This is a genomic window from Microbacterium sp. KRD172 (assembly GCF_017168295.1).
In the GTDB taxonomy this organism is placed as follows: domain Bacteria; phylum Actinomycetota; class Actinomycetes; order Actinomycetales; family Microbacteriaceae; genus Microbacterium; species Microbacterium profundi.
Map to the genome: position 1 here is coordinate 384,537 of NZ_JABFAS010000002.1, position 13,124 is coordinate 397,660.

General features: G+C 67.2%; 14 protein-coding genes. 8 read left to right on the plus strand and 6 right to left on the minus strand.

Annotated features, from left to right (window positions below; translation table 11 throughout):
• Window positions 1-24: 24 nt before the first annotated feature.
• The 3 genes from J1M43_RS02075 to J1M43_RS02085 form a co-directional block, all read right to left on the minus strand.
• Window positions 25-1,650: an FAD-dependent oxidoreductase gene (locus J1M43_RS02075; protein WP_206475575.1), complete on the minus strand. Its 1,626-nt coding sequence runs from the start codon at window positions 1,648-1,650 to the stop codon at window positions 25-27.
• On the minus strand, window positions 1,637-2,782 hold the full coding sequence (locus J1M43_RS02080; protein ID WP_206475576.1) for a LacI family DNA-binding transcriptional regulator: 1,146 nt from the start codon (window positions 2,780-2,782) through the stop codon (window positions 1,637-1,639). Before J1M43_RS02080 ends, J1M43_RS02075 begins: the two co-directional genes overlap by 14 nt.
• 197 nt (window positions 2,783-2,979) lie before the next feature.
• Window positions 2,980-3,882, minus strand: coding sequence for a hypothetical protein (locus J1M43_RS02085; protein ID WP_241245172.1), 903 nt, complete (start codon window positions 3,880-3,882; stop codon window positions 2,980-2,982).
• Window positions 3,883-4,179: 297 nt separating this feature from the next.
• Between J1M43_RS02085 and J1M43_RS02090 the strand changes: the two genes are divergently transcribed.
• Entirely contained in the window at window positions 4,180-4,839 is a 660-nt protein-coding gene (locus tag J1M43_RS02090; RefSeq protein ID WP_033105697.1) for an acyl-CoA synthetase, read from the plus strand.
• A complete protein-coding gene (locus J1M43_RS02095) occupies window positions 4,836-5,213 on the plus strand; it encodes a hypothetical protein (RefSeq protein WP_033105698.1) in 378 nt (125 codons plus the stop codon). The genes J1M43_RS02090 and J1M43_RS02095 overlap by 4 nt, the downstream gene beginning before the upstream one ends.
• A 23-nt stretch (window positions 5,214-5,236) precedes the next feature.
• On the opposite strand, the gene purB is transcribed toward J1M43_RS02095, so the two are convergent.
• Entirely contained in the window at window positions 5,237-6,619 is a 1,383-nt protein-coding gene (gene purB, locus J1M43_RS02100; protein WP_206477289.1) for an adenylosuccinate lyase, read from the minus strand.
• 23 nt (window positions 6,620-6,642) lie between these two features.
• Entirely contained in the window at window positions 6,643-7,179 is a 537-nt protein-coding gene (locus tag J1M43_RS02105; protein WP_206475578.1) for a low molecular weight protein-tyrosine-phosphatase, read from the minus strand.
• Between the two features lie 129 nt (window positions 7,180-7,308).
• On the opposite strand from J1M43_RS02105, the gene J1M43_RS02110 reads away from it, so the two are divergent.
• Window positions 7,309-7,572 carry a hypothetical protein gene (locus J1M43_RS02110; RefSeq protein WP_206475579.1) on the plus strand — a complete coding sequence of 88 codons (264 nt, stop codon included), beginning with the start codon at window positions 7,309-7,311 and terminating at the stop codon, window positions 7,570-7,572.
• Window positions 7,569-8,855, plus strand: a complete 1,287-nt coding sequence (locus J1M43_RS02115; protein ID WP_033105702.1) for a hypothetical protein — start codon at window positions 7,569-7,571, stop codon at window positions 8,853-8,855. Before J1M43_RS02110 ends, J1M43_RS02115 begins: the two co-directional genes overlap by 4 nt.
• 10 nt (window positions 8,856-8,865) lie before the next feature.
• On the opposite strand, the gene J1M43_RS02120 is transcribed toward J1M43_RS02115, so the two are convergent.
• Window positions 8,866-9,267 carry a phage holin family protein gene (locus J1M43_RS02120; protein WP_206475580.1) on the minus strand — a complete coding sequence of 134 codons (402 nt, stop codon included), beginning with the start codon at window positions 9,265-9,267 and terminating at the stop codon, window positions 8,866-8,868.
• Window positions 9,268-9,361: 94 nt separating this feature from the next.
• On the opposite strand from J1M43_RS02120, the gene rhuM reads away from it, so the two are divergent.
• The 4 genes from rhuM (at window position 9,362) to J1M43_RS02140 (ending at window position 13,017) form a co-directional block, all read left to right on the plus strand.
• Complete coding sequence (gene rhuM / locus J1M43_RS02125; protein WP_206475581.1) at window positions 9,362-9,736, plus strand: RhuM family protein; 375 nt, start codon at window positions 9,362-9,364, stop codon at window positions 9,734-9,736.
• 17 nt (window positions 9,737-9,753) lie between these two features.
• Window positions 9,754-10,821, plus strand: a complete 1,068-nt coding sequence (locus tag J1M43_RS02130) for a histidinol-phosphate transaminase (RefSeq protein ID WP_206475582.1) — start codon at window positions 9,754-9,756, stop codon at window positions 10,819-10,821.
• Window positions 10,822-10,906: 85 nt separating this feature from the next.
• Window positions 10,907-12,040 (plus strand): thiamine pyrophosphate-dependent enzyme, encoded by a 1,134-nt coding sequence (locus J1M43_RS02135; RefSeq protein ID WP_206475583.1) that lies wholly within the window; start codon window positions 10,907-10,909, stop codon window positions 12,038-12,040.
• The gene (locus J1M43_RS02140; protein WP_206475584.1) at window positions 12,037-13,017 is read left to right on the plus strand and encodes an alpha-ketoacid dehydrogenase subunit beta; all 981 of its coding nucleotides are present in this window, start codon (window positions 12,037-12,039) and stop codon (window positions 13,015-13,017) included. The genes J1M43_RS02135 and J1M43_RS02140 overlap by 4 nt, the downstream gene beginning before the upstream one ends.
• Window positions 13,018-13,124: the final 107 nt, after the last annotated feature.

A 13,124-nucleotide genomic window follows, 5' to 3' on the forward strand; every position in this document is an offset into this window, starting at 1 on the left:
GGTGTTCGGGTGGGTTGTCGCATCTCAGTACGCGTGGACGCGGCCCTCTGGCCAGTGCCGCTCGACCCCCGTGGCGTCGAGTTCGCCCTGATACGCCTCGCGCTGCGCGGTGTCGGAGTGCACGGTGTGCGGGGTGGTGCTGTTCGCGACGCAGAACGCGGCAAGATGCCCGGCGGCCTCGCCGATGTTCCACTCCACCGGGTGCAGCCGGTAGCAGCCGTTCGTGATGTGCGTCGTGCCGATGTTCTTGTTGGCTGCGAGCAGGTTGGTCACGCGTCGGGGAATGAGGGCGCCCAGCGGGATCTCGAACGGCGTGGATGCCACATCGATGTATGTGTCGCCGCCCGTGGACGGGTGCAGGTCGATCCGGTACATGCCGACCCCGACCGACTCCTCGTAGCGGGTCGCGCCCTCGTCGCCCCGGATCGCGTAGGAGACGTCGTTCTCGGTGATCGTCGTGAGCGCGCGGATGCGGCGGGATTCGCGGTGATACGGAGCCTGGGCCAGGCCGTCGGAGGAGCCCATCACGTCGGGGCGCAGCCTCAGCCCGGGGAAGCCGGTGCCGCCGTCCGCCCGGGGAGCCTCGGTCTGCATCCAGTACAACATCGACAGGCTCAGCTGCCTCGCGTCTTCGTAGCGCTCGAGTTCGGTCTCGCGCGGGACGTCGAGCACATGATCGAGGAAGTAGTCGATACTCGGCCAGTTGACCAATGAGATGTCGCTCTCGTAGAACCCTGGCGCGAATAGGTCGCGCGCGGCGATGCGGCGGAAGAACCACAGATTCTGATCGCCGGCGTTCTTCGACTGGTCGGCGTCGACGCCGAGGGCATCATCGCCCGGGTTCGGGCTGAAGGCGCGGGTGTCTGTCTCGAGCGTGCGGGGGTTGGGCGCCGTCCACGACAGGAGCGGATGGCCTTGCCAAGCGGACGGCGTGTAGTCGCGCCAGAAATCGTAGCGCTCGGGGCGCTCGATCGTGTGGTCGCCCTCCACATGCTCGACGGCGAAGCAGACGCTGAGAGCCTGCACGTTGTCGGGCTGGGCGATCTCGGGAGCGCTGGGCTCTCCAGTCTCGGCCCTGGACTCGAACCCAGTCACGTACTCGGTGCCGGTGAGCGGCAGAAGCTCACCCGTCTCGGTCGCATCGACCACGTAGGAGGCGTATATCGTCACGTCGTCCTCCCCGATCTCGGACGTGAGCGTGACGGAGGTCACCCGGTTGCCATCGGTCGTCGCGGCGATGGGGCGGCGGCGCTCCAGCAGTGCGATCCGGCCGGCAGAGCGGTGTGGCGCGAGCATCTCCTCCAGCACACCGACGGCGATGCGCGGCTCATGGCACAGCTTCGACACCCAGCCGGCGCCGGGGTTGAGGTCGGCGCGATCGCGGGCTCCGTCGATCAGCGGATAGCGCCGCCGGTAGACGTCGCGGATGCCGTCGCGCAATGCGCGGTAGCGGGCGGTGATGCCGAACTCCTCGACCCAGGGGTGCTCGTCCGGCGGCACCGCCTGAGAGGTCAGCTGGCCACCGATCCACGGGAACTCCTCGGCCAGGATCACGTGCGACCCGCGGTCGGCGGCGGCAAGGGCGGCGGCGACGCCTCCCAATCCTGCTCCGACGATGAGGATGTCGGTGGTCAGTTCACGCGTGGTCACTGAAGGTCCCTTCGGGGGTCGCGGCCGGAGCCGTGTCGGTGGAAGTCGTGAGCGCCTGCGCCCGATCGTCGACGTCGCGTGCAGGCGCCAGCGAATCGCCGTCGATATCGGGGCAATCGAGGATCTGGTGAAGGTCGTCGTCGTCGAGATCGGTCGCGGCGGGAGTGCGTCCGGTGGCGGCCTCGCGTTCGACGATCCGGGAGAGGAGCACGAGGGCGCGGGCGCCCATCTCCTCTCGCGGAACAGTGAACCCCGACCAGCGCCGCGCCGCGCCGCCAGGGTGGATCGGCTGCCCGAGAAGCAGCATCGACACATCGCGGGGCACCTGCAAGCCGCGCGCCTCCAGCGCGAGTGCGAGTTCGTCCGGTGTGTTCTCTGGTGCGACGAGGATCGCGGTGAGCCGACGCTCCGCGATCTCCTCCGCTCCGACGGGCACATCGTGCACGTCGACGAAGCGCAATGGCAGACCATGTGCTCTCATCGCCTGCCGGTAGCCTTCCACTCGGTCGAGCGTCGATTGGTCCGCGCCCTGCGGTCCGGCGTAACCGATGCGCCGGTGACCGGCTGCGATCAGGCGTTCGACCTGCCGCGCCGTCGCAGCGATGTAGTCGGCGCCGACGTACGGGAGCATCCGTCCCTCGCTGACGCGCTTGCCGACGAACACGAACGGGTAGTTCGTGTCGAGGAGATGCTGCAGTTCCCCCTGATCTTCGTGCTGTCCGAGGAGCAGACAGCCGTCGGCGATTCCGAGCCGTTGCCATCCGTCGCGTGACAGTCGACGCTTTCCGTCCACGACGCGGGCAGATGTGAACAGGAGAATGTCGACGCCGACCTGCTCAGCGGCATGCTCGATGCCGACCAGGAAGGGGCCGTAGAAGTCGCGGCCGCCGCGGGGGAACGTCGTCTCGTAGGTGAAGACGCCGAGGATCTGATTCCGTCCACCTGCGAGGCTCTGCGCGACCGGGTTCGCGGAGTAGCCCGTGATCCGGATGGCGTCGAGTACGCGCTTGCGGGTCTCCTCGGAGATTCGGACGCCGACAGGGGCGTTCCCGTTCAGGACGAAGCTCACGGTCGACTGGCTGACACCGGCCATCGCGGCGACGTCGGCCTGGGTGAAGCGGTGACGCGGCATCGATCCTCCTCGATCTGCTGGATTCCTGTCGAACGCATGGGACTCACGACTGGCAGGTGACGAGACAGAAGTCTGACTGTGGAGCGCGCACCGGTCAATCAGATAATGCGCATTATTAGTTGGACGACATGAGTCAGCGCCGTCACAGCGCGTGAGCGCAAATCCGTATTATCCGGATGCCGCCGGCCGGATCGCGATCACTCGCGCGCGCCGAAACCCCAGCGCAGCACGAGCATCCCCGGTCCCCAGGCCTGACGGACCTGATGGATGGTCGTGGCGCCGTCGAGGAAGAGCGGGGTCACGATCGCCTGCGTCGGCGTCTCCTCGACCTCTTCTATCCAGTCGGGCAGCGCGTCGGGGTGAAACCTGGTCCGCAGAACCAGTTCACGGGCGCGACGTGCGACGCCGTGGCCCGTCTCGGTGTTCGGCGGATACTCGGGCGGAAACTCCAGCTTCCATTCCAGCATCGTCGTCTGCGCCGGGCCCAACGGCCGTTCGAGTTCGAACATCGCCCCATGCACCTCGCCGCTGGGGTGCGAGTGGACTCGTGAGATGCGACCGCCCGCGACGACGCTGAAGATCGGAGCAGGTGTGCGAACTCCGGGCGTGAGGTCGAGGTAGGGCACGTTGGTGATCGTGCCGGCGGTGCTCTGCAGCAGCGTGCGGGTGGTGCGCGAGATCACGAATCCGTCGGCGCCCACCTCTGTCACGGCCGTGGTGGAGACATCGCGTCCCGGGTCCATGACCGGAGCGCCCAGTGCGATGAACGTCTCGGCGGTCGCACTCTCGAGCAGCGCGGCCGCAAGCGGATACTGCGGCGTGCCGATGGGGCCGACGCGCTGGCTCGGACCGACGAGCCGGCGCAGCGATCCGGCATCCATGTGCAGCAGCGACTCGATCTCATCGACGGCCGCGAGCGACTGCGGGCCTTCCGGACGCCTGGCTCCGGAGCGCCAATAGCTCAAGGTGGCTGCGGAGACAGGATTGCCGCTGGCGGTCAACCGCTCCCGCAACCGTGCGAGAGTGATGCCTCGCGCGGTGATCGCGTCTCGCAGAGCCGTCGCGAAATCAATCGTGCCTGTTGAATCTTCTTCGTACATCACAGACCTCCCCCAGGTATGTGAAGAAGCACTCGGTACCTTGAGCTTAGGACCAGTCGCAGACACTCCGGGCCCGGGGCGTCATGTGCAGGGTCACGGGTCAGGTCTTCGCAGGCGGAGTCCGCTTCTGCGCTGAAGGTCGGACCCGACGCAGGGCCCCCTGCGTGAACTGTCGGGTTCGGTGAGCGTTCTGGGGACGCCGCCGAACCCGACAGCAGCACCGCGGGCGGTCGGGCACGCCGGCTCCTCCCTCACGCGTAGACTGGACATACCACCCCGGAAGACCGAGGAACCGTCATGTCTGCCCCAGCTCGCACATTCACCGTGCGCAACATCCAATTGCTGCGCGCGCTCTTCGCGGCGGCGTCGGCGCTCATGATCACGTTCTCGCCCGATCACTCGGCTGCCGTCGGATTCGCCGTGTTCGGAGGATTCGTCGCCGCGAGCGGCTTCATCTTCGTGCTCGGCGCGTGGCTCGCCGTCCCCTCCGGCTCGCGTTGGCCCCTCATCCTGCTCGGCGTCATCGATCTGCTCACGGCGGTCGTCAGTGGTATCCCCACCTGGCGCACCGACGGAGCCTTCTTCATCGTGGTGATCATCTGGGCCGCCGCGAGCGGTCTCGTCGAGCTCGTCGCCGGACTCCGTGCCCGGCGTACCGATCCGACGGCGAAGGATGCCATCACCATCGGCGCGCTCGGGCTCGTGCTCGCGGTGGTCCTGCTCTTCATCCCGGCAGGCTATTCGCTGCAGTACTCGGTCGAAGGCACGGATGCACTGACGCTCACCGGGATCATCCTGGCCGTCGGCATGTTCGGCGGCTACACCGCCATCGTCGCCGTGTTCCTCGGGATCGCCGGTTTCTCGCCCGATCGCACTGGCGCGACGGAAGACGAGACGAAGGATGCCGACACCGATGACGCCACGAGCGCCTCGGTCGAGAATGGAGGAGCCTCATGAGCGAGAAGAAGGCCGAACGTCGAGAGCTGCTGCGCCCGCTGCACCTGCTCGGGATCGCGCTCGCCTGCGGCATCTTCGCGGCCGTGGTCACACTGGTGTCGACCGGTGCGTTCACCTCTCGAGTCAACGTGTCGATCGCGAACGGCTCCTATCAGGGCCTCACTCCGATCGTCCTCGGCCTCGTCATCGGCGGTGGCGCCTTCATCGTCACGCTGCTCATCATGTCGATGCTGATCCTCGCGGTCGACCCGCGCGATTACCAGGACAAGACGCTCGACCGGCCGGTTCTGTATGACGAAGAGCCCGGCATGGACGGCTCGAACGCGAAGCCGAACTCGGACGGCTCGGACGGCTCGGACTCCTCGAAGTCCTGAGCCGCGCCGTCCCGCCCGGCGCGCTACTTCGCGAGGCGCTCGGCGATGCCGATGTACGTCGCCGGCGTGAGAGCGAGCAGACGCCGCTTCGCAGCATCCCCGATCTCGAGACCATCGACGAAGGATGCCAGCTCCGCGGCCCCGACGCGGTGACCGCGGGTCAGCTCCTTCAGCAGTGCGTACGGGTCGCTGATCGTCGAACGTCCGGCGACGACCTCGGCGCGGATGACGGTCTGGATGGCCTCCGCGAGGACTTCCCAGTTCACATCGAGGTCGGCGAGCAGCACGTCGCGGGCCAGCGATATCTCGTTCAGGCCGCGACGCAGGTTGTCGAGCGCGAGCAGCGAGTGCCCGAACGCGACGCCGATGTTGCGCTGCGTCGTCGAATCGGTGAGGTCGCGCTGCATCCGCGATGTCACCAGCGTCTGCGACAGTGAGCCGAGGAGCGCCGCCGACAGCTCGAGGTTCGCCTCGGCGTTCTCGAACCGGATCGGGTTGATCTTGTGCGGCATGGTCGACGATCCGGTGGCGCCGGCGACCGGGATCTGCGTGAAATAGCCGATCGAGATGTAGGTCCAGATGTCGGTGGCGAGGTTGTGCAGGATGCCGCCGGCATGACGCATGCGGTCATAGAGTTCGACCTGCCAGTCGTGCGACTCGATCTGGGTGGTGAGGACGTTGAAGCCGAGGCCGAGACCTTCGACGTACTCGCGGGCGATCGTCGGCCAGTCTGCATCCGGATCCGCGGCGAGGTGGGCCGACCAGGTGCCCGTCGCGCCAGAGAACTTCGCGAGGAACTCGGATGCCGCGATCTGGGCGCGCACGCGCTCAAGGCGCCATGCGAAGACCGCGAGCTCCTTGCCCATGGTCGATGGCGTCGCTGGCTGACCGTGCGTGCGGGACAGCATCGCAGCATCCGCATGCTCGACCGACAGCTCCCGCAGCTTGGCGATCAGGCCGTCGAATGCCGGAAGCCACACATCCTCGACGGCGCGCTTCACAGTGAGCGCGTATGAGACCGAGTTGATGTCCTCACTGGTGCACGCGAAGTGCGTCAACTCGGCGATCGAGTCGAGACCCAGCGACTGAAGGCGGTCGCGCACGAGGTACTCGACGGCCTTCACGTCGTGACGCGTGACGGCCTCCTTCTCAGCGAGCCAGTCGATCTCGTTCTGCCCGAAGTCGCGGTAGAGGCCGCGCAGGCGCTCCTTGTCGGCATCCGCCAGCGGCGACGTCTCGAACAGCGACCGGTCGGTGAGGGCGATGAGCCACTCGACCTCGGCCTCGACGCGAGCGCGGTTCAGACCGGCCTCGGAAAGATAATCACCGAGGGGTGCGACGGCCGGCCGGTAGCGCCCGTCGAGGGGGCTCAGCGGCTGGACGGGGAAGGAGTTCGGGGAAGTCAGGGGAGTCCTCCTGATCGGGCCCCTCAGTTCCGGGGCAACGTGCGCGGCATCATGCGGCTGAAGCGCAGGGCGGGTTCGAGCTGGCGGAACAGGCCCCTGGTCGCGGTCTCAATCATAGCCAGCACCGAGTCGAACATCGCCGCCTCCGCATAGTACGGGTCGGGGACGTCGAGGTTCTCGGCATCGCGGTCGAACGACAGCAGCAGCGTGACCTTGCCCTCCTGGTCCTCATCGCGCGCCCATTCGCGCAGGATGCGCTCGTGGGTGCGATCCAGGGCGACGACGAGATCGTTGTCGGCGAAGGATGCCGCGGTGAAGGGCTTCGCGCGGTGCAGGGATCCGTCGTACCCGCGGCGTTCGAGTGCGTCGATGGTCCGGGCGTCTGCACGCTCGCCCACATGCCATTCCCCGGTGCTGGCGCTGCTCGAGGTGATGCGAGCTCCGAGCCCCTGTCGTTCGGCGAGGTCGCGGAACACCACCTCCGCCATGGGAGAACGGCAGATGTTGCCCGTGCACACGAAGATGACGCGGAAGGGCTCGGGCGATGTCACGCGTTCCATTCTGCCTCTCGGCATCCTTCCTGCACAGTCGTACGCTCTCTTTCTGCACCATCGCGTCAGTCGGTCGGCTCTGCACGCTTCGCGCCTCAGCCCGCTTCGCCGTAGGGCGGCTCGCGGCATTCTTGGCGCATGCTGAACATCATCGCGGCCTCGTCCCCGGCCTCCGACGACCTCTGGAGGTGGTTCTCGGCGCAACGCGCCGTCAATGAGGCGATCGCCGCCCTCGACGATGCCGGAGCCGGGCTGCTTCCCCTCGTGGAAGCGAGTGATTGGCAGGCCGACGGCGTGCGTGCCCTGCATGCCCTCATCATCGACCTGAGAGACCGCGCCACGGCCGAGCTGGGCGTGCTGCGCAGCCGGCTGTGGGAGCTCGAGGCGGCGGGCCGGTCATGAGCGACGGCATCGACATCACCCACGGCGGTGCGATCGCCGTCGACCCAGAGGCGCTACGAGCGGTGGCCGAGGCCATGGGCAGAATCGCGCCGAGCCTCGCGGATGCCGCTGCCGCGATCCGCAGCGCCTACGGCTTCATCGTCGGCACACCGAATCTCAGCGGTCAGGTCGACACCGTGTCGCTCTGGGCGAGCGCGGCGCGGGTGGACGTGCTGCACGACGAGTGCGGAACCGCTTCGTCCAACACCCTGTTGATGGCCGACGTCTACGAACTCGTCGAGCTCAGGGCGCAGCTGGCCGCGCTCGCGATTCAGGACACGGCGCAGGCGTTCGCGCTTGATGCGCGCATCGCGCAGCTCGAGGCGTCCGATCCTCGGGTGGCCGAGATGGAGAAGTGGCTGCTCGCCGGCTGGAAGGAGAAGCGGTTCGCGGGGCTGGGCGAGCAGCTCTACCTCGGCCCATCCGCCTTGTCGGGAGGATCCGGCCTGAATCTGGGTGGGGTCTTCCTCCTGGCTGCGTCGATCGCAGCGACCGGTACCGGCCGGCTTGCACCGAACGCGACACTGTCCGGAAGCGGCGGGCCGGTCTCGGTGACGCCTGTGAGGACGGGCGCGGCGATCGCCCCTCCGACGAGCCTGGCTGAGGCGTTCCGACGATTCCCGGATGCCACCGGTGCGCAACTCAAGGTCGAGAAGTACACGATGGCCGACGGCACGAATCGTTTCGTGCTCTACGCGAAGGGGACGCAGTCGAGCCTGGATCCGAAGGAGCCGTTCGATCTGAAGTCGAACCTGGACCTGTACACCGGCCGGGAATCGGCATCGTACGCTGCGACCGTCGAGGCATTGGAGGCGGCAGGAGCGCAACCCGGTGACGAGGTGCACGTGTATGCGCACTCGCAGTCGGCCATGAACGCCGCCTACTTGTCATCGCAGAGCGAGTTCGACGTGACGGTGCAGGTGACCGCCGGCAGCCCGGTGCATCCGACGGCCCGAGAGGACCAACTGCTGATCGAGTTCAGGCACACCGACGATGCGGTCAGCAGCCTCGCCGGTGGAGGGTCGCCCGGTGGTACAGGTTCACCGGACAGCCTGGTCGTGACCAGGGACGGCGATCCCTTCGACGTGCTCCTCCCCGCGCATCTGATGAAGAGCTATATCGAGACGGCCGAGATGGTCGACGAGTCCGGAGACGTACGGCTCGACGCGTGGCTCGACAAGGCACGCGAGCTCAACGAGGCGGTGGCGATCGAATCGACCGAGTACGTCGCGCGGCGGGAATGACGCGCAGCGATCAGTCGCGGCGCTGCTTCCTCTGCGGGCGGAGGATCCCGCCGAACACGGCGTTGATGATCGAGATGATGATCGCCGCGAGCACGCCCCACCAGAAGTTGCCAACGGTCAGGCCCCAGCCGAAACCGGATGTGATCCACGCGGTCAGCCACAGCAGGAAGCCGTTGATGATGAGGCCGATGAGTCCGAGCGTGAGGATGTAGAGCGGGAACGCCAGGATCTTCACGACCGTGCCGATGATCGTGTTGACCAGCGCGAAGATCGCGCCGACGGCGAGCAGCGTGAGCACCAGCTGCAGCGTTTCGCCAGGGGGGAACGCGATGATCGCGACCTGCAGCGCAGGGATCAGCGTGACGACCCACAGGGCGAACGCGTTGATGACGACTCTGATGATGAAGCGCATTGTGGATTCAGTCTCGCATGATGGGTGTTGGTTGTCACCGGATGTGCGAGCGGAACTCCTCGGCGCTGTCGGTGGCAGCAGTTAGCGTGATGTCATGAACGCCAACCGCATGCCAAAGGTGGAGATATACACAGCGCCGGATGGCGCGACGCGCCTTGAGGTTCGTGCCGACGGTGAAACGGTCTGGCTGACGCGACAGCAGCTTGCGTCGTTGTTCGGCCGCGACGTCAAGACCATCGGCAAGCACGTGAGTAATGCACGGCGCGAGGAGTTGGAGGGGATTCCAACTGTCGCAAAATTTGCGACAGTTGCCACCGAGGGCGATCGAATTGTCGAGCGACAGGTCGAGCACTACAACCTCGACATGATCCTGTCGGTCGGGTATCGAGTGAAGTCGCCAGAAGGTGTGCATGAGCGACCCCAAGGAGAAGGATCTGATGATCGCTCTCATCACCCGCATGATCGCTGAGTCCTTAGACTGACCTCGTGACCGAGCCGATCCTTCCCCGCATCCGCCCAGAGATCGCCGCCCTCGCGCCGTACCGGCAGGGCAAGCAGGCGGGCCCCGATGCCTTCAAGCTCTCCAGCAACGAGAACCCGTTCGAGCCCCTGCCGTCGGTGCTCGAGGCGCTCGCGCACACCACGCCGATCAACCGCTATCCGGACGCCACTGCCACCCGTCTGCGCGAGCGTCTCGCGGCGCGCTACGGCGTCGAGCTCGACCAGGTGCATGTCGCCAGCGGAAGCGTCGCCATCCTGTATCAGCTGGTGCAGGCCGCGGCATCCGTCGGCGATGACGTCGTGTACGCCTGGCGCTCTTTCGAGGCCTATCCCGGGCTGCCTCTCGTCGCGGGCGCGACCGGCGTACAGGTTCCGCTGACCGCCGAGGGTCGCCACGATCTCGACGCGATGGCGGATGCCGTCACCGATCGCACCCGCGCCGTTCTGCTGTGCACGCCGAACAACCCCACCGGCCCGATCATCACGAGCGCAGAGTTCGCGGCGTTCATCGCAAGGGTGCACGCCGACGTACTGGTCATTCTGGATGAGGCGTACGCCGAGTTCGTCACGGCGGAGGACGCGGTCGACGGCCTCGGCGCCCGCGTGTTCGAGCGGCACCCGAACGTCGTGGTGCTGCGCACGTTCTCCAAGGCGTACGGCCTCGCCGGCCTCCGGGTCGGGTATGCGATCGGCCACGCCAAGGTTCTCGATGCGGCCAGGGCCACCGGCATCCCGCTGTCCGTCACGGCCGCTGCTGAGACCGCCGCGATCGCCAGCCTCGACGCCGAGGCCGAACTCCTCGACCGGGTCGCGGTGATCGTCGAGCGCCGCGTGGCGTTGGTGAGCGCGCTGCGCGCGCAGGGCTGGGCCGTGCCGGAGAGTCAGGCCAACTTCGTGTGGCTGCCCACGGGGGAGCGCACCGACGAGATCGCCGCTGCGTTCGTGGCCGCCGACATCGTCGTCAGGCCGTTCTCGGGTGACGGCATCCGCATCTCCGTCGGCGAGGAGCCCTCCATCGACCGGGTGCTCCACGTCGCGTCCACCGTCCGCTGACCAGCGGCTTCTCCGGGCTCCGGGCAGATACGAGGGCGCCCTAGGTATGCGTGACGGGGCATGCCGGCTCGGATAGCGTAAGACGGTGACCTCGTCAGAGACCGATCTTGTCCGCGTCCTCGAGGCGGATGGCCGCTTCGCGCCCAGTCCTGCCGCCGAGCAGTATCTGCCGCTGATCGAAGCGATCAGTGATGCAGAGCTCGAGCAGTTCTATCGCGACATGGTCGTCATCCGCGCCATCGACAATCAAGCCACGAACCTGCAGCGCCAGGGACAGTTGGCGCTCTGGCCGCCGAGTCGCGGACAGGAGGCGGCGCAGGTGGGATCCGCCCGCGCAGCGCGCACGCAGGACACGCTGTTCCCCTCGTACCGCGAGCACGCCGTCGCACGCATCCGCGGCGTCGATCCGATCGGCATCATCAAGCTGATGCGCGGAATCTCGCACGGCGGCTGGGATCCGACGGATCCCGCCAACGGCAACACGCGGCTGTACACGCTGGTGCTCGGCTCTCAGGTGCTGCACGCCACCGGCTACGCCATGGGCCTGAACTTCGGGGACCGCTCCGGCACCGGCGATCCGGAGCGCGATGAAGCCGTGATCGTCTACTACGGCGACGGCGCATCCAGTCAGGGCGACGTGCACGAGGCGATGGTCTTCGCCGCCAGCTATCAGACCCCGACGGTCTTCTTCCTGCAGAACAACCAGTGGGCGATCTCCGTTCCGGTCGCGACGCAGACCCGGGTGCCGTTCGCGCAGCGCAGCGCCGGTTACGGCATCGACAGCATCCGCGTCGACGGCAACGACGTGCTCGCAAGCTACGCCGTCTCGCGCGTCGCGCTCGACGAGGCGCGCGCGGGCAAGGGTCCCCGCGCGATCGAGGCGGAGACCTACCGCCTCGGCGCGCACACGACCAGCGACGACCCGACGAAGTACCGCACCAGCGACGAGGAGCGCTCGTGGGAGCTGCGGGATCCGATCCCGCGCATGCGCACCTTCCTCGAGGGGCGCGGCGCCGCCGGATCGCTCTTCGACGACGTGGATGCCGAGGCTGCGGATGCTGCGGATGATCTCCGCGTCCGCACACTCGCGATCGAGTCGCCGCCGGCGAACAAGATCTTCGATCACGTCTACAGCGAACCGCATCCGCTGATGGATGAGCAGCGCGCCTGGCGCGAGCAGTACGAAGCATCCTTCGAGCAGCCGGGAGCCTACGCATGACGCTCGAGACGATGCCGCTGAGCAAGGCCCTCAACGCCGGCATGCGCAAGGCCATGGAGAACGACCCGAGCGTGCTGCTGATGGGCGAGGACATCGGGAAGCTCGGCGGGGTGTTCCGCATCACCGAGAACCTGCAGCGCGACTTCGGCGAGAAGCGCGTGCTGGACACGCCGCTCGCGGAGTCCGGCATCGTGGGAACGGCGATCGGTCTCGCGATGGCGGGTTTCCGCCCGGTCTGCGAGATCCAGTTCGACGGCTTCGTGTTCCCGGCATTCGACCAGATCACCTCGCAGTTGGCGAAGATCACCAACCGGCACGAGGGTGCGCTCTCGATGCCGATCGTGATCCGCATCCCCTACGGCGGGCACATCGGTGCGATCGAGCATCACCAGGAGAGCCCCGAGGCCTACTTCGCGCACACCCCTGGTCTGCGGGTCGTGTCGCCGTCGACGCCGAATGACGCGTACTGGATGATCCAGGAGGCCATCGCCTCGAACGATCCGGTCATCTTCCTGGAGCCGAAGAGCAAGTACTGGCAGAAGGGCGAGGTCGAACTGGAGCAGTCCGCGGCCCCGCTGCACTCGTCGCGCGTGGTGCGCACCGGCACGGATGTCACTCTGGTCGGTCACGGGGCCATAGTCACGACACTCCTGCAGGCCGCCGCGCTCGCCGAGAGCGAGGGCACGAGCTGCGAGGTCGTCGATGTGCGTTCGCTGTCGCCGGTCGACTACGGTCCCATCCTCGACTCGGCCCGCAAGACCGGTCGTGTGGTCTACGCGCAGGAGGCTGCGGGCTTCACGAGTGTCGGCAGCGAGATCGCCGCGACGGTGATGGAGCGCGCGTTCTACGCCCTCGAGGCTCCGGTGCTGCGGGTGTCGGGCTACGACGCCCCGTTCCCGCCCGCGAAGCTCGAGGGCACCTTCCTCCCGGATGCCGACCGCATCCTCGAGGCCGTCGACCGGTCACTGGCCTACTGAACTTGAGTGAGCCGAATCCCGCGGGTCGTTGAGCGAACGAAGTGAGACGAAACGCATTGAGTGAGCGCAGCGAGTCGAAATGGCTTGCCCGAGCGAAAGGCACACCG

Excerpts from the sequence above, each read along its gene's own strand:
- J1M43_RS02080 (WP_206475576.1), bottom strand. The coding sequence starts at position 2,782 with ATGCCGCGTCACCGCTTCACCCAGGCCGACGTCGCCGCGATGGCCGGT.
- J1M43_RS02085 (WP_241245172.1), bottom strand. The coding sequence starts at position 3,882 with ATGTACGAAGAAGATTCAACAGGCACGATTGATTTCGCGACGGCTCTG.
- J1M43_RS02090 (WP_033105697.1), top strand. The coding sequence starts at position 4,180 with ATGTCTGCCCCAGCTCGCACATTCACCGTGCGCAACATCCAATTGCTG.
- J1M43_RS02095 (WP_033105698.1), top strand. The coding sequence starts at position 4,836 with ATGAGCGAGAAGAAGGCCGAACGTCGAGAGCTGCTGCGCCCGCTGCAC.
- J1M43_RS02105 (WP_206475578.1), bottom strand. The coding sequence starts at position 7,179 with ATGGAACGCGTGACATCGCCCGAGCCCTTCCGCGTCATCTTCGTGTGC.
- J1M43_RS02110 (WP_206475579.1), top strand. The coding sequence starts at position 7,309 with ATGCTGAACATCATCGCGGCCTCGTCCCCGGCCTCCGACGACCTCTGG.
- J1M43_RS02115 (WP_033105702.1), top strand. The coding sequence starts at position 7,569 with ATGAGCGACGGCATCGACATCACCCACGGCGGTGCGATCGCCGTCGAC.
- J1M43_RS02120 (WP_206475580.1), bottom strand. The coding sequence starts at position 9,267 with ATGCGCTTCATCATCAGAGTCGTCATCAACGCGTTCGCCCTGTGGGTC.
- rhuM (WP_206475581.1), top strand. The coding sequence starts at position 9,362 with ATGAACGCCAACCGCATGCCAAAGGTGGAGATATACACAGCGCCGGAT.
- J1M43_RS02140 (WP_206475584.1), top strand. The coding sequence starts at position 12,037 with ATGACGCTCGAGACGATGCCGCTGAGCAAGGCCCTCAACGCCGGCATG.